This window comes from Halorubrum sp. FL23, from assembly GCF_052439115.2.
In the GTDB taxonomy this organism is placed as follows: domain Archaea; phylum Halobacteriota; class Halobacteria; order Halobacteriales; family Haloferacaceae; genus Halorubrum; species Halorubrum persicum.
Window position 1 is genome coordinate 39,096 of sequence record NZ_JBQVRO020000001.1, and the last position, 19,698, is coordinate 58,793.

18 protein-coding genes and 1 tRNA gene are annotated in these 19,698 nt (G+C 59.4%); 7 read left to right on the top strand and 12 right to left on the bottom strand.

Annotated features, from left to right (window positions below; genetic code table 11):
- Window positions 1-84: 84 nt before the first annotated feature.
- A complete protein-coding gene (locus ACT4MF_RS00160; RefSeq protein WP_444681398.1) occupies window positions 85-978 on the top strand; it encodes a restriction endonuclease in 894 nt (297 codons plus the stop codon).
- 179 nt (window positions 979-1,157) lie between these two features.
- Here the strand turns inward: ACT4MF_RS00160 and ACT4MF_RS00165 are convergent, their stop codons facing one another.
- Together ACT4MF_RS00165 and ACT4MF_RS00170 are read right to left on the bottom strand one after the other, a co-directional pair.
- Window positions 1,158-1,829: a hypothetical protein gene (locus ACT4MF_RS00165; protein ID WP_444681399.1), complete on the bottom strand. Its 672-nt coding sequence runs from the start codon at window positions 1,827-1,829 to the stop codon at window positions 1,158-1,160.
- Window positions 1,830-2,014: 185 nt separating this feature from the next.
- Window positions 2,015-2,311, bottom strand: a complete 297-nt coding sequence (locus ACT4MF_RS00170) for a hypothetical protein (RefSeq protein WP_444681400.1) — start codon at window positions 2,309-2,311, stop codon at window positions 2,015-2,017.
- A 180-nt stretch (window positions 2,312-2,491) separates the two neighbouring features.
- On the opposite strand from ACT4MF_RS00170, the gene ACT4MF_RS00175 reads away from it, so the two are divergent.
- The 3 genes from ACT4MF_RS00175 (at window position 2,492) to ACT4MF_RS00185 (ending at window position 8,532) form a co-directional block, all read left to right on the top strand.
- Window positions 2,492-2,725, top strand: coding sequence for a helix-turn-helix domain-containing protein (locus ACT4MF_RS00175; protein ID WP_444681401.1), 234 nt, complete (start codon window positions 2,492-2,494; stop codon window positions 2,723-2,725).
- A gap of 280 nt (window positions 2,726-3,005) precedes the next feature.
- Entirely contained in the window at window positions 3,006-3,587 is a 582-nt protein-coding gene (locus ACT4MF_RS00180; protein WP_444681402.1) for a hypothetical protein, read from the top strand.
- Window positions 3,588-5,607: 2,020 nt separating this feature from the next.
- A complete protein-coding gene (locus ACT4MF_RS00185) occupies window positions 5,608-8,532 on the top strand; it encodes an N-6 DNA methylase (protein WP_444681403.1) in 2,925 nt (974 codons plus the stop codon).
- Between the two features lie 405 nt (window positions 8,533-8,937).
- Here ACT4MF_RS00185 and ACT4MF_RS00190 read toward each other — a convergent pair whose 3' ends face one another.
- The 3 genes from ACT4MF_RS00190 to ACT4MF_RS00200 form a co-directional block, all read right to left on the bottom strand.
- Window positions 8,938-10,038, bottom strand: coding sequence for a tyrosine-type recombinase/integrase (locus ACT4MF_RS00190; protein WP_444681404.1), 1,101 nt, complete (start codon window positions 10,036-10,038; stop codon window positions 8,938-8,940).
- Window positions 10,039-10,076: 38 nt separating this feature from the next.
- Window positions 10,077-10,161, bottom strand: a tRNA-Leu gene (locus tag ACT4MF_RS00195).
- A gap of 60 nt (window positions 10,162-10,221) precedes the next feature.
- Window positions 10,222-10,923, bottom strand: coding sequence for an endonuclease III domain-containing protein (locus tag ACT4MF_RS00200; RefSeq protein ID WP_444681405.1), 702 nt, complete (start codon window positions 10,921-10,923; stop codon window positions 10,222-10,224).
- A gap of 180 nt (window positions 10,924-11,103) precedes the next feature.
- On the opposite strand from ACT4MF_RS00200, the gene ACT4MF_RS00205 reads away from it, so the two are divergent.
- Window positions 11,104-11,412, top strand: a complete 309-nt coding sequence (locus ACT4MF_RS00205) for a transcription initiation factor IIB family protein (RefSeq protein WP_444681406.1) — start codon at window positions 11,104-11,106, stop codon at window positions 11,410-11,412.
- A 53-nt stretch (window positions 11,413-11,465) separates the two neighbouring features.
- On the opposite strand, the gene ACT4MF_RS00210 is transcribed toward ACT4MF_RS00205, so the two are convergent.
- The 6 genes from ACT4MF_RS00210 to lonB all read right to left on the bottom strand — a co-directional run bounded on the left by ACT4MF_RS00210 (window position 11,466) and on the right by lonB (window position 17,449).
- A complete protein-coding gene (locus tag ACT4MF_RS00210; RefSeq protein WP_099256337.1) occupies window positions 11,466-12,104 on the bottom strand; it encodes a fibrillarin-like rRNA/tRNA 2'-O-methyltransferase in 639 nt (212 codons plus the stop codon).
- Window positions 12,101-13,009 (bottom strand): NOP5/NOP56 family protein, encoded by a 909-nt coding sequence (locus tag ACT4MF_RS00215; RefSeq protein WP_444681407.1) that lies wholly within the window; start codon window positions 13,007-13,009, stop codon window positions 12,101-12,103. Before ACT4MF_RS00215 ends, ACT4MF_RS00210 begins: the two co-directional genes overlap by 4 nt.
- 99 nt (window positions 13,010-13,108) lie before the next feature.
- Window positions 13,109-13,363, bottom strand: a complete 255-nt coding sequence (locus tag ACT4MF_RS00220; RefSeq protein WP_444681408.1) for a hypothetical protein — start codon at window positions 13,361-13,363, stop codon at window positions 13,109-13,111.
- A gap of 66 nt (window positions 13,364-13,429) precedes the next feature.
- Window positions 13,430-14,212, bottom strand: a complete 783-nt coding sequence (locus ACT4MF_RS00225) for a CBS domain-containing protein (RefSeq protein ID WP_099256340.1) — start codon at window positions 14,210-14,212, stop codon at window positions 13,430-13,432.
- A 55-nt stretch (window positions 14,213-14,267) separates the two neighbouring features.
- A complete protein-coding gene (locus tag ACT4MF_RS00230; RefSeq protein WP_444681409.1) occupies window positions 14,268-15,140 on the bottom strand; it encodes a CPBP family intramembrane glutamic endopeptidase in 873 nt (290 codons plus the stop codon).
- Between the two features lie 23 nt (window positions 15,141-15,163).
- Window positions 15,164-17,449: an ATP-dependent protease LonB gene (gene lonB / locus ACT4MF_RS00235; RefSeq protein WP_099256342.1), complete on the bottom strand. Its 2,286-nt coding sequence runs from the start codon at window positions 17,447-17,449 to the stop codon at window positions 15,164-15,166.
- Between the two features lie 170 nt (window positions 17,450-17,619).
- Between lonB and ACT4MF_RS00240 the strand changes: the two genes are divergently transcribed.
- Both ACT4MF_RS00240 and ACT4MF_RS00245 read left to right on the top strand, forming a co-directional pair.
- A complete protein-coding gene (locus ACT4MF_RS00240; RefSeq protein WP_099256343.1) occupies window positions 17,620-18,150 on the top strand; it encodes a nicotinamide-nucleotide adenylyltransferase in 531 nt (176 codons plus the stop codon).
- Between the two features lie 94 nt (window positions 18,151-18,244).
- Window positions 18,245-19,093, top strand: coding sequence for an SAM hydrolase/SAM-dependent halogenase family protein (locus tag ACT4MF_RS00245; RefSeq protein WP_444681410.1), 849 nt, complete (start codon window positions 18,245-18,247; stop codon window positions 19,091-19,093).
- Window positions 19,094-19,131: 38 nt separating this feature from the next.
- Here ACT4MF_RS00245 and ACT4MF_RS00250 read toward each other — a convergent pair whose 3' ends face one another.
- On the bottom strand, window positions 19,132-19,590 hold the full coding sequence (locus ACT4MF_RS00250; protein ID WP_099256345.1) for a DUF5793 family protein: 459 nt from the start codon (window positions 19,588-19,590) through the stop codon (window positions 19,132-19,134).
- Window positions 19,591-19,698: the final 108 nt, after the last annotated feature.

Below are 19,698 nucleotides of genomic sequence, written 5' to 3' on the forward strand. Positions count from 1 at the left end.
AATTTTCAACAATTGTATATCTCCGGCCATGTCAAATAGTAATTCAGGTGAGTATTAAGTACGAGGACAATTATCTAATACTTCATGAAGGGTGAGCAGTTTGAGAAGGCCGTAGCCAGTTGGTTACAGAGAGAAGGATTCCGAACCGAGCTTACTCCCCGAACAAATGATCGTGGTATAGACATTCTTGCTACAAAGCATGGTGAAAATTATGCTATACAAGCGAAAGCATACTCTGCTGACAACCGTGTTGGAAGTTCTACAGTACAGAAGGCATCTGGTCTTCTATCACGACCGGATATTGACTATGTTATGGTTATTACCACCAGTTCATTTACTTCTGAAGCCGAAGAAGTAGCAAAAAACCGGGGAGTACAACTTATTACTGACGACCATGGGCAATTGTCCTCGCCTGACTACCACCGACGTCAACGGTCGTCTTCGGCAAATAGGAAAGTACCAAGTGAGATCACCGACGGTAAGCCATTAAATAATGAAATTTTCAGCTCATCGGGAAAACAACTTGTAGAACTATACAGAAATTATATACAAAGATTTCACGAAGACGTCGACAAAGGCCATTCGCACCGGACATTATCATTTGAATTTGATCGTAATGACTCTGATTCAGATGAGTATAATCTTATTTTGGGCCAACATTCTATTGTACATAAATCGGAGTCAGTCAAATTGGGCAATAGATTCCTGAAAACGGTGGAAGAATATGGATGGGAGATTCTTTATACAAAAAAGGGTTATTCAGATGAAAAAGAGACTCGTGAGCATACTCCTCCAGACCTGTTTTCAGCGATCATATCTACGAATAGTGGCAGAGAAATATCTCCTACACGCCAAGCTACTATCTCAAAACTGATATTAGATTCTATTTATGATAAGAATCTAAAAGGAATTGTCGTTACCGATTCTGGTCCGAGTCCTCAGCAGGAAAATTATTCTACGGTATTAGGAGAAACGTAAACCGGTCATATTTAGAATATCATATATTTGTTCTGTACTCGTGTTATAATGAAATCACGAAGATGCAATTCAGAGATCAACCAATCCCTATATGATAAACGCGGGAAGGGGGCGCAGGCGGCTACGGCATCTCGACCGCTTCCGCACCACGCTTTGTTACTCCATTTAACCGACGAACGCTAATGATCAAAATCTTTGGGGAGTTCACTTCCTTTCCTGTCACCGTCAAGAACATCGGCTCCGTTGCGGAGGAAAGCAATAAAATTGGGAATCTCTCCCTGCCAATTCTCTCGACTGGCAGTCCTTTCTAACGCGGCTGCGAGATCTAAGGCTTCATCAGCAGAGTAGAGCGCGGACTCACCTCGGCAAGCAATCATGATCCCATCCTTCCGGACTGTGGCAGACACCTGTTGTCCGGCTTCTCCGTCGTACCCTCGCCCCAAGAGCGCCGAGAACAACTTCTGGTCCGTTGGCACAGTTCGAAGCGGGCGCGTTGGATTGTCAATACCCAGAAGGTGCTTGCGGAGACGGTGAGCTGTCACCATATCGTCCTCAGCGACGAACTCAGCAACAAGAGTGTAGACATCGCGAGCTGGAACCATCATCCTGTCTCCAACGACATTAATGTCTTCAGTCCCATCGATGACGCTTGTTATGTTACCCTGCTCGTCAACTTCTACGCGCGGAAAGTCGTCGATAGTGTGATGTTCGCCGGCGCTTTCAGGGTGGTTCTTACGTCCAGCTGTCTGACCGAGGTGGATCATCACTCCTTGCTCGCCAACAAATGTTTGATTACAGTACGGACAAAGTCGAGCGTGTTTCTCGTTTTCACGCTCTTCGGGATAGTCCATCTCAACTTCTCGCGCCCCTACGGTTTCGAGATCTTCGAACGAGACATCTGGTGGAACTTCGCCTTGTGGTCCGTGACCCTCCCCACTTGAACGATTTACGTGAAGATTCACGCCTCTCGCTAGTGGCGTTGCGTCACACCCTTCAATTGGACAGCGTACGGTGCGCTCTTCGTTTTGGTGGTTGGTCATCGGTCCACCTCAAAGCAGGCGAAGCAAGCAAGTCCGGAAACCCGGAAGGGCGGGGAGTCCTTACGGTCTACAGCAGCAACATGTAGAACCGCATAGACTCCGGCTCTAGCAGCTTCGACTACCTGCTGGCAGTCATACTGGTTGTTGTAGCTGCTGGCCTTACACTCGCACTCAGCCGGAATGAGAACGTCTCGGTGATCTCCGAAGTTCTCTAAGCCGCCCTTTGCTGTATTTGCGATGGAATTCAGTTCCTCAACGATGCTCTTATTTTTCGCAGACTTGTGTGCAGACATGGCTTTCTGGTAACCTGGAAGGCCGCCCGTCCGGTGTTGGCGCACCGGGCGTTTTCCAAACTACAACGCCCTGAGGGACGAGCAACCTTCTACCAGTAACTTCGTGGTTATTGGTGATAAGTGTTTCCCACTAACTTCGAAGTCAGAGGGACTATACTTTGTCCGCTCGGACACATACGCATGAACAAGGAACGGGATGATAGCGGCCAGTATACAGAGCAGATTACGCTTGATAGCGTGATGTCTGTCTTCGACCGCGTCGAGGTGCCAGTATTGACTGCCAGCGAAGTTGCGGAGGAGCTGGACTGCTCTCGACCGAGCGCGTACAACAAACTAGAGAATCTCGTTGAGCAGGGGGATCTATACAAAAAGAAAGTCGGAGCAAGAGCTGTGGTCTATATCTTGATGGAATAGGCACAGCGATCTCTACTCCTTAGAAACGCCTAACAAAGACTCGTATCCGGTAGATTTACATGTTTGCGGAATGTAAATACAAGTGGGCAGACAGCAGACTCCTAAAGTACCCATCGCTCAAATTACTCACTACCTTCCTACGGGTCGCTCGTCCGCCCCTAGCCAACGGTCTGTGAGTCAACAGAGTAGTGGATTTCTGCGGGTAACATCAATACCCAGAGTTACGGGTGTTACGCCGATAAGCCCGTGTAGTCGTGTCTGCTCCGTCTCTAATGTTCTAATGAGTGCTAAAAACAACGTTGACCGGCTTGGTAGTTATGAAAATCCAAACACGCGAAACGCGACGTACTTCCTAGCGGATGATGTGGATGGATCCTTCCTTGCAGACTTCCGCTATCTTGAGAAACCCAAACATTTCGGACATCTCAAGAAGATCAATAATGGTTTTTGTCTTGGTCTTAACAGGTATAATGATAAATATGTCACCCGTGAAATGGCACGGGATCATATTGAAGCTCTCTCATCGCAACTAGATTTGACGATTCGAGAGAGAACACAGGCACGCCGTTACTTTCTGTCTCTTGACCGAGAGAAACTTGGCCTTGAGTCTAGCCTTGTCGCTTACTCTGTCTGTTGCTATGTGGTGGAACAAAATGAGAGGAACAAACAGCGTCGTTGCCATCCGAACGTTCCTGATGAAGATCGAGACAACCAGTTTAAGCAGATGGAAAAATCGCTCAACCTCGGTCCACGTAGTGTCGTTAAGACCTACGGGAAAATTCAGAACCGTCTTGAATTAACTATTCCACCGGTTCGTGAAGACTTCGATAGTTCAGACTCCTACGGGGAGGGGGGTATATAAACCCCTTAGCACTATCTATATTGGAGACAGTAAAGAAGACAGAAGAAATATTCTGATGCTTTCCCGAGTTTGACACAGACAGGTTAACGCTGGCAAGTTGCCAAATTGATCTTGACGATATTCTGTATCACACATCCAATATCACGAGCCTTCCAGCGTCCAAACAGGATTTCATCAGCCAATTCGTCCCATTCTGAGAGTTGCTGGTCTAATCGTAAGTTTAAATCCCGGAAGTGGGGGCAGCTCCGGCACCGCGACCGCCTCTGCACCGCACCGCACTTGGTCGCGCTGACGACCGTTCCGGTGCGTTTCTGGCGGTCAGTCGTGACCATCAGTCCTAATCTTACCAATAGAGAGTCAACATCATATCTACCTCGCACCCTTCCGGGTTTCATCCATTAGATCTATTCCTACAAACACAGACATCGATTCAACGTCATATCCTTCCAGCGACCTTCCGGGTTTCAACAGAATATTCAAACATAGACTGTAGTCAAGATCGTTCAAACGTAGCGGCGAGGCAAGCTAAGTGAAGGAAAGTGGTATGGAAGTTTGACCTAACAGCAACAGTTACTCGGTGAGTATAGTATCTACTTCTTCTCGGATTCGACCAGCTTCAACCCGAGCGGTTGGCTGGCAGCTTTCATCTTCTTCAATTTCTCTCATTTTCGACTTGACGAAAGACATCTGACGCGGGCCTAAATCCATACTTTCCTTTCGGATTCAGGACACTTTAACTTCAGCTTCAAGTCTTACGGTGAATGAAAAAATCCCCCCTGTGGGTAAGACAACGAGTCTTACCTACAGAGGGGAATTTCCTATTTATAAACGTAGAGAGAACACGGCGGGCCTTCCAGCGTTTAAACTGTTATTTAACACTAGTTTTAACAGTATAGTTAGAACTGTTATTTTAAAACTGCAAATTCGGCCATTACTTCTCCCAAGCTCCTATCCCCCGATCCGCGACCTATCGGAGGTTCGGCAGGAGACTACCCGTGGATAGTCTCGTCTTTTTGAATGGGGTGTACTCATATAGATCATATAGCCCCGGACATAAAATACCTTGGAATTGAGATGTTCACAGAAAAACGCTGTACTTGGGTCGTGTACCCAAGTTCAGATTTAGAACCTTTTCTGACTGAGTGCCGTTTTATAGCAGTATATCTGGGCTCTGAACCGGGGGTTTGTAGCGTTCATATTGGCTCGGTTTGGCAAATGAACTCAATCTCTGTGTTTAGATTAGTCACTCGATTTCTAGAACTAATGGCTCGGACGGAGTTACAGCATGTCTAGGGTTCTTCGCATACTCTGGTATTCTGAATGCGAGGTTGCGTACAGGTCGATCTTAGCGGGCACGTCTGTGGATTTGAAACGGGAGCCATGGACGGAGAAGATGTGTATATGTGAGTTTCAGATAGCCCTCGGTTAGAACATCGTCAAGAATCAATATGCGCATATTTAGTAACCGAGTGTGTTTCACAGAGGGTATTTTGGTCAGAATTTACCCCCAAAAGTGGGCGCAAGGGCGGAACGACTAGCAGAGGTTGGCTATCAGAGGTGTGGAACAGCTGTGGTTCTGTGTAAGAGAGTCTATCTGTCCTGATGGAACGTACGCCTAGCGTAGACTCGACTGAGCGGCGTGACGGGCCCCCTTCCGGGTTGTAAATATCGTGACGGCAACGGTGGTCAGTAACTCCGGCCGTGTAGTGACTCGGTTTGTGGCTAGCATGTCTACCCCAAAATTTGACCCGATTAACATACCCAGAGGGTAGTAGATGTCGGCAGACGTGCTGAATACACAGCGCGTATCAGTCAATAATCTAACCAGTGAGAAACAGATTAAGAATCGCCCAGTACGGGGGGACTCACACAATAGTATCAGACGCCAGCTCCCCACAATCTGTCAATAGCACCGTGCGAGATACAGAGCTTTGAGTCATCAATACAGGCTGCTTGATGTAATGAATATCAACGCCGCTTACCAGATTTTTATACGATAGTAGGCGAGTAGACTCTAAACATGTCTGGCACCCCAAAAGAACAAAAATTCCACAGCTTGCTCTACTCGGCTCTTTATCGGTACGTAGAAAACAACGACACCAAATTTTCTGAAGTCACCATCGAGAAAGACGTTGAGGGGCGCCGCGCAGACATCCATATTGACAGCAACATCACAGGCAGTCTCGTCATTGAGGTCAAACGGGACGACATCTCTCCGTACGACAGAGAGGTAATGAAGCAAGCCCGTGATTACACGCGGGATATTGGCGCTGACTTCTTCGCCACGTGCAACAGCAACGACTTCTACCTTTTCAACTACAAGGGGGAAATTGAACTCCAAGATGTCCCTTACAACTACGCCAATCTCCGCCCGATCAACCTCTCCGATGACGATCTTGACGGGTTTGTCCCACAGCTTCTTGCAGGCGTTGATCACTTGTACCAGCATGGTAAACTCCCCGATCAGGAAAAGAAGGAGCAGGTCGTCGGACTTCTCCGAACATTCCACAGCACAATCTGGCCGGCGTACAAAGAACTCGCAAAACAAAAATATGAAAGTAATGAGAAGTTCATCAATCTGTTCAACGACTGGGTTCGGGAGAACGACTTCAGCGCTCTCAGTACTGATGAGCAGCTGGAAACGGCTGCAAAGCAGTATGCGTACCTGCTCACGAACAAGATATTGTTCTACGAGGTCGTCCGGGAGCAAACACCAGAGCCTATCGAGCCAAGTGACGGGAAGAAACTCGAATCCCTCGTTGGCGTTTCAACAATTGATTTCCTTGACGAACACATTCGCCGGCGGTTCGAGGAGATAATCGAGAAAATCGACTACGAACCAATTTTCAGAAACAGCGACTTATTTGAGCAGTTTCCGTCCAATACGAAGACTCTAAAAAATATTGAGTCGCTCGCAGAGAACATCGAGCAGCGTGAAATCTCCGAGATTGATGAGGATCTCCTTGGCGATGTTTTTGAAGAGCTTATTCCGGAGAGTGAACGGAAGAAACTCGGACAGTACTATACTCCACCGACAATTGCTGACGCGGTATCAAAATGGGTGCTTGATGCACCAGTAGAGGGGAGACTCCCCGAAATCCTCGACCCCGCATCCGGGAGCGGGACATTCCCTGTTGAGGTCTACACGGAACTGAAACGAGACTACCCAGATGCGACGCACCAAGAAATTCTTGATTGCATTACTGCGATTGATGTCAACAAATTCCCGCTACACCTCACAGCTCTCAATTTAGCGAGTCAGAACATCGAAGAGAAGATCGACACGCTGCACGCGTACCATACCTCATTCTTCGATATAGAGCCGGACTCAACGATGTTGTCGTCTGCCCGCCTAGACAACCGTGACACTGGAGAAGTCGGGTATTTCGATGGTGTTGTCGGGAACCCACCGTACATCCGCAATCGCGACATCCCCAATAAAAACGCGTTCCGTGCGCACCTATCGCGTTTTGGACCAGAAAACCAATCACTGTACCTTGACGGATCGAAGAAGATCTCGAAAAAATCTGACGCGTACGTGTACTTCGCTACACACGCCACACAGTTCCTCCGAGACGGCGGTCGCCTCGGGTTCGTGATACCACCCAAATGGATGAGTGTCCGGTACGGAATGGGTTTTCAGCAGTTCCTGTTCGATCACTACCGCATTCACGCCGTTGTGTCGTTCGCTGAGCGTGCGTTCTCAGACGCGTTTGTCGGCACCTGTCTTCTGCTTATTGAACGTTGTGAGGACGCTGAAGCACGGCGTGAGACGACGACTCGATTCATCCGCGTGCAGGATGAGATGGAGCCCGTTGATCTGTACGATACAGTGACGTATGGCATGGCGCTCGAACAGGAACCCATCGATGTCAAGAAACGGCCAAATTATCGTTCCGTCGGGGTTCGACAGGCATATCTCGAAGATACTGGTCCAAAGAAAATCGGGCACTATGTTAACGCACCACTGAAGCTCATCAACTTGATCGAACGCGATGAGTTTGTCACTCTAAGCGAGTTTGTAGAAATTTCACGTGGGCCAGTTACGGGTGCGAACAAGTTCTTCATTTTGGATCAAGAGGATGCTGAGCAGAGGGGGATCGATTCTCGATTCCTTTCGCCAGTCGTCAAGAGCATCAAGGGAATGGATTCCGAGGTGTTCGACGAAGGAGATTCAGATAAGTATCTTCTCACGGTGCATGACTACGTTGAACAGATTGACCAACAAATGTCGGAGTTTGGCACTGAAACGACATTAGATGAGGATGTGAAATCTGCACTCAAGCGCGATGGGTACAGTTCTCTATTACAGTACATCCAACAAGGGGAGAATGATGGTATCCACGAGAGGAATACCTGTGCTAATCGGAAAGTGTGGTTCGACTTAGGAGATCAAAAACCTCCAGAGCTGTTCCACCCAAAGTTCTTCAAATGGAGGCTCTTCACTGTTTCAAACCGCGCTGGCGCTCTCACTACAAATGCAGTAGACTGTGTCCACGTGAAAGATGGAATAGATTCTACAGTCGTTGTGGGGTTGATGAATTCGAGTCTCTACGGTGCCTTGCTTGAATGTTGGGGGAGAGTTGAGGGGAACGGAGCGCTTCAGTTAATGACTTATGAGCTGGAGAGCATCCCAGTTCCGGATATTCGGGAATTTGATGACGAAGCGTGTGATGCGATCCGCGACGCAACAAACGCACTATTAGACGGTGTGGAAGGGGCAGAGAGAGAACTTAACAAAGCTGTGCTTGATGCAGTTGGAATTGATGAGATCACCCCCGATGAGCTTGAAGAGATGCGTCAGGTGATGACGCATCAGCGCCTAGAAGGTGAGTTTGAGTCTGAAGTGATGCTTCGGGAGCTTGACGCTGCAACGGATTGGTCGGCAGAGTATTTCAGTGGTAAAAAAGAGAGTGGAGAGAGTACGTTGAATGACTTCTCATGAGTCATAGCCAGCGACACACAATTTATTGATGCTCTACGGTCGTAGGTTCTAAGAAGATGCTGGATGTGCGCTCTGCATTCAGCATGGCCTTCGGAAAATCAACGAGATCTGGCAGGATCCACAGCAACACATTCACAGCCACGCTCTATTGTTTAGTTCAGAATACAGGTAGAGAATATAAAGCAGTTGCAGTGTTAGGTACGTCGTCTATATTCAGTAGCAATTTCCACCAACTGTTGAGGGCTTCAACAGAGCTAGGTAGCCCCGGTATTAATCCAAGAAACTCTCCTTCCCTGCGTTGCAGTATGAAGTGACGGACCTTCTCGCGGTCGACTAACGCACAGACCTAGAAACTTCAACGAGATGTGGTTCTGTAGTAACCACACTCTGAACGAAGAGTGGTTCTCAACCCATGTTATCAAGTGCGTCCCGCCGATCTTCAACCGGGACGTTATCGTATTTTATCGTCGTTTCGACTGACTGATGGCGTAATTGAGCCTGTGTTGCCGCGAGATCTCGTTCTTTGGTCATGTGAGTGCCGACCGAATGACGGATTGAATACCATGACATTTTCCGGTTTTCGTGAGGAATCTCGGCTCGTTCACACAGATCTTTGAGTATCCGCCTAAGTTCGTTCGAACCGTAGCGGTTTCCGTGACGAGTGAGCCACAGCTTGTCGGTGTCTTCGTACCTCTCGTGGTTCTCTCGTTCAGCTATCCACCGCTCTAACGCGGTTGCTGTCCGGTCGGTTAGACCAACCGTCCAGTTGCCTTCGTTCTTAGCTGAATCCTCTCGTGGGATACGGAGTATGCTGTTCTCCGGGTCACACCAGCTCACTTTGGCGTTGCCGACTTCCACTGGACGAAGACCAGCGTCGAGGCTAGTCCAAACGAGGGACGTGTATTTCCAACTGTTCGGATCAGCTTTGAGGAGATTGTCTGTGCCGTAGTTGGGCGTGCCGTCCTTCCCGAGTGCAGCCTGTCGGATTTTTCTCCTTTCGGGTTTCGTCAGGAAGTCTCTCGGAGCGTTGTTATTCCCGCCAGATTGGAAGTTCCAGCTAAACTCCCACTCGTCTCGGTTGAACTTGTGCTGAAGCCACTTGGAATACCGCTTGAGGGAACCGAGTGTCTTTCCTTTCGTGGACTCGGTTACATCCCGGAAGGCGACTTGTTCCATGTAGGCCCGAGCATCGTCTTGATCGGGTGGTGCTTTGTAGCCTCCACGGTTCTCCCATACCCACAAGTCGAACCGAGCAGTTCGGTGTCCTGTTTGGCACACCGTGTATGGTGAATATCCCTTCGCCTTATTGGGATTCTTCCCCATCTTGAGTAGGTATGTGAGAAACTTCTTTCTGTAGTCATGGTAGTCCACGACGGCCTTCTCGCGTAAGAACTCGCGTTGGTTCTTCCGGACGATGGTAATATTATTATTCGGCTCCATCATGTCCGAATCGAAACCGGGATAGCGTTCAAGGGTATTCGGCTTATCGAGGTTTGTTTCGGTCATCTTTGTAACTAGACAAAGCGAAAACGGGAGGTAGAGAGTGCGCGGGACCGGATTCGAACCGGCGGACCCCTACGGGATAGCGTCCTAAGCGCTACGCCTTTGGCCTGGCTCGGCAACCCGCGCTTGCTGCTTGCGGTCGAGCGTAGGCGGAACCGACTCAAGAACCTAACGAACCGGGGGCGGCTACGGGCAGTGTTCGCAGTCGCAGTACGCCTCACACACCGGGTTGTCGCAGTCGGCGGCGCGGGCCGAGCAGTGCTCTCGACCGTGCCGGATCAGCAGTACGTGGAGCGGATAGATCAGGTCGTCGGGCACCAGCTCGTCGAGCGCGTCGTGCGCCGCCTGGTTCGACGCCGACGCCGGTACCAGCCCGAACCGCTTGGAGACGCGCTCGACGTGGGTATCGACCGCCATCGTCGGCTTCCCGAAGTGGAAGTTCAACACGACGCTCGCGGTCTTCGGTCCCACTCCCTTGATCTCGGTGAGCCAGTCTTTCGCGTCGTCGGTCGCCATCGCGTCGAGGAACGCCAGCGAGTACGCCCCGCCGGTCTCCTCCCGGATCGCGGCCAACGCGCGCTGAATCCGAGCGGCCTTCTGGTCGGCGAGCCCCGCCACGCGGATCGTCTCCGCCAGCTCCCCGTGGTCCGCGGCCTCGATCGCCGCGAAGTCGTCGTACCGGTCGAACAGCGCCGACGCGGCCCGACTCGTGTTCTCGTCGGCGACGTTCTGTGAGAGGATCGTCGTCACGAGCTGGCGAACTCCCTCGCCGGGCTCGGCGGTCGGATCGGCGCCGTGTTCGGCGACGCGGTCCACCGGCTCGTACAGCGACACCAGATCGTCGTGAAGCTCGCGGACCCGCGGCTCGGTCCACGCGTGCGTCGACATACCCACCCTACGGGCGCCGGCGACTTCAGGGCGACGACCGGGGGAAGCGCGCGGCGCTCGCTCGCTCCTCGCCGCCTCCGCGCTCTTCTTCGCCCGACGCGCGCCCGACCAACACCCCCGACGCGCGTCCGGCTCACATCCCCCGCGACCTTTTTAAGCCGGTGCGCCCAACTGCGGGGCATGTACCGTGCGAGCGATCGCGTCGACAACGCGGCGTGGATCGACCGGCTCGACGACGCGTGCGCGACGCTCGACCTCGACGACGAGACGCTGTCGACGGCGACGGACCTGTTCCTGTCGCGTGCTCCCGACGACGAGCGAGGAAAACGCGTCGCCGCGGCCGCCAGCCTCTACGCCGCCGCGCTGATCCGCGGTCAGGAGCGGTCGCAGTCCGCGGTCGCCGACGCGATGGACGTCTCTCGGCTCTCCGTCCAGAAGCGCTGGAAGCCGATCTTGGAGGACGCCGGCTTCTCGCCGCCGACGTGGTGACCCGGGCGCCTCGAGCGTCGCGCTCGCGCCGCCGACGCTGACCCCAGCTCCGATCACCGCGGCGTCGCCACGACGCCGAGGTGGTCCTCGTGGAACCGGTCGAGCCGTCCCGTCTCCAGAATCTCGTACGCCTCCCGGAGCCGGTCGAGCGCCCCCTCGAAGACGGTCTCCGGCGCCGCGGTCACGTCCTCGCTGCGCGCCTTGATCGCGAGCAGCAGCCGCCCGTCGTCCGCGAGGAACCGCGCGTTGCGCACGGCGACCGCGGCCTGTCCGCGCGTCGCCACGTCCTGAACGATCGCGTCCACGTCGCTCTCGACGACGTGCGCGTAGCGTTCGGGCGTGCGCGCGTCCTTCAACAGCGGGAACAGCCGGTCGCGGGGGTCGGCGGCCTCCACGAGATCGCGCGCGGGCCGCGGGGCGAACTCCACCGCGTACGTCGGCCCCGCGAAGTCCGCGACGTGGCTGACCGTCGTCCCGCTGGCCGCCCCGAGGTACAGCACCGTCTCCCCGCCGGAGAGCCCCGTCTCGAACCCGAGTTCGAACATCCCGCCGAGCTTCGAGCGACCGGGGTCCCACGCGCGCCACCCGTCCGCGGTCGGCTCGCCGTACACCGGCGGGCCGCGGGTCGCCAGACGGGTCTCCCCGTCGATCTCGCGGCGCTCGACGCCCGCGGGCAGCTCGGCGTCGGTCACGCGTCGCCCCCCGTGTCGTCGGCGGCGCCCGTGTTCCCACTCTCTGCGCGCGCCCGGATCGTCGCCATCCGCTCGCGGAGCTCCTCGTGGAGCGTCTCGCGGCGCTCGCCCGAGTAGTGGTCGACGCGGGCCGCCAGCGTCAGCTTGCCGGCGAGCGCCCGCGCGGCCGACCCGCGGTCCTCGGGGCGGGTGTTCCGGACGTACTCGTGCGTGTAGATGATCCCGTGTTTCGGCGAGGGGGCGCGCCCGGAGAGGTGCGCGAACAGGGCGTCCTCCGCGCCGAGCACCTGCACGGTTCCCGACGGCTTCTTCGCGAGCGTCTCCAGCCCGCCCGCCAAGGCGATCAGCCGGGCCGCGAGCTCCGGGCCGGCCATCTCGGCGAGGTTCGGCGCCACCGCCGGCGCGGTCCGCTCGATCGTCTCGGCGAGCGCGTCGCGCTCCGCGGCGAGGTCGACGACGCGCGCCGCGAGCGAGACGGCGCGCCGCTCCAGTTCGCCGTCCGGGTCGCGCTCCGCCACGGCGCGGGCGCCCTCGATCCCCGGCTCGGCGCCGTCGAAGAGGCTCCCGGCCCACTCCGCGGCGCGCTCGGCCAGCTCGTTGGCGGTGCGTTCGCAGTCGTCCATCGCCCGCACCGCGTGGACGAGCTGTTTGTCGTCGGCGCGCTCGCGCTCGCGCACGGCCTCGCGGGTCGCCGTCACGGACGCCTCGTGGAGGCGGTCGTAGTAGTCGTCGCGCGACTCGGCGAATCCGGAGTCGACAGCGAGACCGGGCCAATCGCGGGGCTCGTCGGCCTCGCCGGCGGCGATTCGGGCGCGGAGCGCCCCGTCGCCGCCCGCCGCCTCGGAGCCGGCCGGCGAACCGCTCGCGAACCAGCCCTCGGCCGCGTCGTCGTCGGTGTCACTCATTGCCCGTGGCTACTCCGTCCGGTCGTATAGGCGTTCCCGAACGGTCGGCGGGAAGCCGGGCGGTGAAGTTGGCTGCGAAAAGCCGAGACCGCCGCGGGACTACTCGTCGGTCAGTTCGATCGTCTCGCCCGCGTCCGCCGACTCGTCGGCCTCGTCCGACGACGACCGGAACTCCGCGAAGACGCCGTCGGGGTTGCTCCGCACGTCGGCGACGGTCGCGCCCGCGAGGCCGCCGAGCGCGCCGCCGGTGCTCGCCGCGTTCCGACTGACCACACCGCCGACCGCGGCGCCGACCGCGGCGCCGACCGCCGCGTACTTCGCTCGGGACAGCGCGCCCTTAATTTTGGATCTCATACACGTCACTTCGCTGCGAGCTCTCAAAAACCTGTCGTCCGTGTGAGGACGAAAGCGGCATCGCCGTCACTGCAGCCGCTTGGTGGTCTCAACGAGGGGATGGCGCGCGTAGTCGACGATTTCGATGTCGGTGATGTCGTCGAGGCCCTCCTTCTCGGCGGTCTTGGCCATCCCGAGATCGACCGGGTGGTCGGGGACGATCACGTAGGCGTCCATCTCGTCGATCCCGGCCTCGTGGGCCGCCATCACGCGGTGGTGGCCGTCGGCGAGATGGAGGGTGCCGCCGTTGTCGATGACGACGAGCGGCTCGGCCAGTCCCCGCTCGAGTTCGTACTGCCGCCCTTCCAGCTCGTCGGCGTACACGCGGGCCTGCGTCGGCGTGAGGGCCGTGAGCTCCACCTCCCGACGCTCCTCCGTGAGCGCGACGCCGTGGATCTGTTCGAGGGTGCGCATCAGCTTCCCGACCTTGCTCGGCGTGGCGCGCTCGATCTGCGAGCGGACCACGTCCGTGTTCGAGATGATCCCCACGAGGTTGTCGGCGTCGTCGACGACCGGGAGGCGCTGGATGCCGGACCGGAGAATGACGCGGGCGGCGTCGGTCACTTTCATCTTCGGGTGCGCCACGATCAGGTCGTCGGACATCACGGTGAACACCGGGGCCTCGTCGGCGGCGAGCAGGAGGTCGGCCGCGGAGACGAACCCCTCGACCGTCCGGCCCTGCGTGACGGGGAACCCGTTGTGGCCGTCGCTTTCCGCCATGCGACGGGCGACTTCTCCCACCGTCTCGTCGGGACTGACGGTCTCGACGTCGCGGGTCATGTACTCGCCGACGGTCGGTTTCCCGCTCATCGTCCCACGTTGACGCCGCCGGAACAAAAAGAAGTGGGGGCGGAAGGCGCCGCGGTCACCCGCGTTCGCTCCCGACCGAGACGCCTCCCGGTCGCTCGTGTGCGACGAACTCGACGGCGTTGACGACGTAGTGGGCGACGACGACCGCGGGGAGGCTCCCGGTGGCGACGAACAGCCCCCCGAGCGCGAGGCCGAGCCCGCCGGCGACGGCGATCCCGAGCGGCCCCTGCGCGCCGTGACCGAGCCCGAACGCGATCGATGAGGCGACGACCAGGAGCCACGGGTCGACCGCGAAGCCGACCAACAGCGCCCCGGTCAGTGCGCCGCGGAACAGCGCCTCCTCGAAGCCCGCGACGACCGGAAGCGCGACGCCGAGGAGCAGGGCCCACTCGCCGCGATCGGTCGGGGCCATCGCCTCGCGGAGCCGCGTCGAGGGGGCGACGCCGACCCGGGCGCCGAGCCGCGCGCTCGCCTGGTTGCCCGCGGCGAGGACGACCCCCGCGACGACGCCGAGAGCGACGTGTCCGCGGGGCTCGAGAGAGGCGACCGCCGGCGCGCCGAGCGTCGGGTGCGTCCCGCCGACCCCGAGCGCCGACGCCGGCACCGCGGTCCACCACGCGATCGCAGCGAGGAGCGCAAGCGCGAACCCCTGCGAGACGGCCGCGTTGGCCAAGAGCAGTCGCGTCGTGAGGACCGGGCGGTCCCGGTGGTCTGTGTCCCGGGGGCGATCGACTCCCTGGGTCAGGTCGGCGTCGGCGGTGCGGTGACCCTCGCCGGCGGCGCCGCCGGCGCGATCGCCCCCGGGAGCGTCACCCCGCGAATCGACGAATCGCGCGCGCTCGAGGATGCGTTGCGAGCGACGGGTGAAAAACAGGAGCAGCAGCGTCAGGGCGACGGTCGCGACCGCGAACGTCGCCCAGTCGGGCATCGGAGTGGTCGAAGGGGGTTACCCTACTGCGGGCTCGGACTGGAGGGACCGGAGACGCTCCCCTCCTTCAGCGCCGAGCCGGTGATCGACTTGAGCCGGGAGACGAGCGAGTCCTTCTCGGCTTCGCCCTCCAGGGCGATGTCGAGGACCTCGCTGATGTGCGAGACCGGGATGACCTCGATCATGTCCTCGTACTCGTCTTCGATCATCACGTCCTGCTCGTTCGCCTGCGGGATGATGACCCGGGTGCAGCCGGCCTTCGCGGCCGCCTCGATCTTGTGGGTGACGCCGCCGACGGGGAGCACGTCGCCCCGCACCGACAGCGAGCCGGTCATCGCCAGGCTCTGGTCGACGCCCACGTCCTCCAACGCGGAGATGACGGCGGTCGCGACCGTGATGGACGCGGAGTCGCCGTCGACGCCCTGCTGGCCCGCCTGCACGAACTGGATGTGGATGTCCATCTCCGAGATGTTCTCGTCGGAGAACTTCTTGATGATCGCGGAGACGTTCGACACCGACTCCTGAGCCATCTCCTTCAGCTGGCCCGTGGCGATCACTTCGCCGGGGCCCTGCGAGGGAGCGACCTCGGCCATCACCGGGAGCATGATCCCGGAGTCCTCGCCCATCACGGCGAGCCCGTTGACGCGGCCGACGACGTACCCCTCGGAGACCTGAAGTTCGTAGTCCTTCCGGCGCTCGATGAAGTCGTCCGCGAGCTGCTGTTCGATGGAGCGCGAGCGCCCCTTCGCCTGCAGCACGTGGTCGCGGGTGGTCATCTCGGCGTCCTCGCCGCGGGCGATGTCGCCGGCGACGCGGACCATCCCGCCGAGGTTCCGCATCTTCAGCGTGAGGTGGCCCTTGCGGCCGGAGCGGCGCTTGGCCTCGAGGATGATCTCCTCGACCGCCTCCGCCGAGAACTCGGGCAGGCGACCGTCCTTCGCGACCTCCTGCGCGATGAACCGGACGTACTTCCGGCGCATCTCCGGAGTGTCCTCGATGGTGTCCTCCATGTACACCTCGTAGCCGTACCCCTTGATACGGCTCCGCAGCGCCGGGTGCATGTTCTCCATCGCGTCGAGGTTCCCGGCCGCGATCATGACGAAGTCGGTCGGGACGGGCTCGGTCTGGACCATCGCGCCCGAGGAGCGCTCGGACTGGCCCGTGATCGAGAACTCGCCCTCCTGGATCGCCGTCATGAGGTGCTGCTGGCTGCGGATGTCGAGCGTGTTGATCTCGTCGATGAACAGCACGCCCTTGTTCGCCTTGTGGATGGCCCCGGCCTCGACGCGGTCGTGGCTGGGCGTCTCCATCCCGCCGGACTGGAACGGGTCGTGCCGCACGTCGCCGAGCAGCGCGCCGGCGTGCGCGCCGGTGGCGTCGCGGAACGGCGCGGTCTTCGTGTCGCCGTTGTTCACCAGCAGGTTCGGGATCATCGCGTCCGACCCGCGGTTCAGGTAGCGGAAGACGAGGTAGACGACCCCGGCGGCGATGATGCCGACGAGGATCTGGCCGACGATGATGAGCGCGTAGCCCAACACGACGGCGATGATGATCCACATCAACAGCGACCGCATCTGGTTGCGCTTGCGCGCCTCCTCGCGGTGCGCGTCGACGATCTGGTCGCCCTTGCCGGCGGGGACCGTCCGGACCTTCGGCTTGTTGCCGTCGTCCGGGTTGTGGTAGACCAGCACGTCCTGAAGCTCCTCTTTCGGGAGGAGCTCGGACATCGCCTTCGCCAGCATCGACTTCCCGGTCCCGGGCGAGCCGATCATCATCACGTGGCGGCGCTGCTTGGCCGCCTTGATGATCACGTCGCGGGCGTGCTCCTGCCCGATGACCTGATCGACGAGCCGGTCGGGGATCTCGAGCTCGGCGGTCGTGTCGATCTTGAGGCCGCCGAGGAGGTCGTCCTCGTCGGGGTCCTCGTCGATCTCGGCACCCTCGACCTCGACCGTGCTGCCGAGCTCGTCGATGCTGCCGTCGTCGTTCGCTTCGGTGACACCCTCGGGGGTGGCGCCGTTCGCTTCCTCGCGGCCCGTCTCGGCGCCGTCCGGTCCGGGTCCGTCGACGACGACCCCGTCGTCCCAGACCTCGTCGGGCTCGGCCGGATCGTCGGCGACGGTCTCCTCCTCGGAGGCCGAATCGCCGGCGCCGTCGGGCTCGTCGACGCCGTCGTCCGCCGGCGCGCGGGCGCCGTCGTCTCGGGCGTCCTCGCCGTTCCCCGTCGAGTCCGGGGTCCCGACACCGGATTCCTCCGGCTCGTCGGGGTCCTCGGTCGGCGGGTCGTTCGCGTCCTTTTCGTTGCTCATAGAATCGGGTTTCGCTACGAAAAACGAAGGGTCGGCTACTGATATACTTTCTCCCCGCGAACGCTCCGTGAAGAATTCCAAAAACACGCACGATACGGCTCACACCCCACGAAATCGGCCGTCGACGGGTCCCACGAGGTTTATAAATGAGGCTCCCGCTACGTGTATCTATGCGCGGGTTCTACATCGGGCGGTATCAGCCGTTTCACGACGGCCACCGACACATGGTCGAGGAGATCGCGGCCGACGTCGACGAGCTCGTGTTGGGGATCGGCTCGGCCGGCGACTCTCACACCACCCGCAACCCGTTCACGGCCGGCGAGCGCGTCATGATGGTGACGAAGGCCGTCGAGGACCTCGACGTGACCACCTACGTCGTCCCCATCGAGGACCTCGACCGCAACTCCGTCTGGGTGGGCCACGTGCAGAGCATGACCCCGCGGTTCGACGTGGCGTACTCGAACAACCCGCTCGTCGTCCGGCTGTTCGAGGAGGCCGGCGTCGAGGTCCGTGGGTCCCCCATGTTCCGCCGCGACGTGTTGGAGGGGACGGAGCTCCGCGAGCGCATGATCCACGGCCGCGACTGGGAGGCGCTGGTCCCCGAGACCGTCGTGGACGTGATCGAGGAGATCGACGGCGTCGAGCGGATCCGGCGGATCGCGGAGACCGACGCGAACAGCGAGACGCCGTTCGACGCCTGACACGCTCGCGCCGCCGGCTCGACGCGCCCCACCCGCCTCCGAAGCGCGAGCCGCCCACCTGCCTTTTAACAACGAGCCGGACCGCGGATCGCGTATGATCACGCTCGCCTCCGACTTCGGCTCGCCGTACCCCGCCGCGATGAAGGGAGTGATCCGCCGTCACACCGACGCCGAACTGGTCGATATCGCCCACGACCTGCCGCGTGGCGACCCCCGGGCGGCCGCCTTCTGGCTCCGGTTCGTCCTCCCGGAGTTCCCGCCGGCCGTCCACTGCGCGGTGATCGACCCCGGCGTCGGCACCGACCGAGACGCCCTCGTCGTCCGCGCCGGCTCGCACGTCATCGTCGCCCCCGACAACGGGCTCGCGATGCCGCCGGCTCGGGCGCTCGCTGGCGGAGCAGGCGGTGAGGGAACGGGAGAGGAACGCATCGAAGCGTTCGTCGTCGACGTCGACGACCCCGCGAGCGAGACGTTCCACGGCCGCGACGTGTTCGCGCCGACCGCGGCCAGGGTCCGGACAGCGCTCGACGGCGACCCGGCGGCGGCGACGCCCGAGGAGGTCTCGGACGCGCTCGCCGCCATGGACGACCTCTCGCCGGCGACCGACCCGGTCGACATCGTGCTTCCGGAGCCGCGCGTCGAGCGCGACGACGCGGGCGACCCGGCCGCCGTCGAGGGCGAGGTGCTCGCGATCGACCGATTCGGCAACGTCGTCACCAACGTCCCGGGCGACCTGATCCGCGGCCGCGACTGGGTCCGGATCAACGAGGAGCTCACCCCGGTCGCCGAGACGTTCGGCGCGGTCGATCCGGGCGAGCGGCTCGTCACGGTGGGGAGCCACGGCTACGTCGAATGCGACGTGAACGACGGGCGCGGCGACGGCGCCTTCGACCTCCGGCCCGGGGACTCGGTGCGGATCGTCGCCGACAACGTCAGCGTCTGAAGAAGGCGCGGACCGGTCTCACAGAGAGCGACCCGGGGTCACAGCTCGACGCCCGACGGGATCAGGCTCTCGTTGCGCAGAAGGTTCCCCTCGTGGTCGTACACGAGGAACGTGTGTTTGTCGTAGCTAACGAGCCGCTCGCCGTCGACGTCGATCTCGACTCGGTAGTGGGCGTCCTCGTCGCCCGCCGAGTCGCGCGCGGCGTGGATGAACGGGAGCACGTCCGTGGCGGTCTCGTTGAGTTCGAGGACGAAGTCCCCGGTGTAGCGGTTCGTCACGCCGACGACGCCTTCCGGGTCGTCCGGGGTCGAGAGAGGCTCCCGGAGCCGGAACGCCACGTCGACATCGTCGGCGGCGAGGAGGTCGCCGTCCGTCCCGGAGAGCCGGTCGCGGAGGAGCCCGTCCGGTCCGTGGAAGTCGATGCGAACCAGCGGCGTCGCCTGCCGGTCGTCATCGTCGACGCCCTCGACGGTCAGCTCGAAGTAGTCACGCCGCATTGCCTAATAGGCTCTTTGCGGTCGTCCCGTATGAACGTAACGGGCGGGAACCCCCGTCGAGCCGCCGGCGTCGCGGCGCCGGTGCCCGCAGCGCCCGCCCGGTGTCGT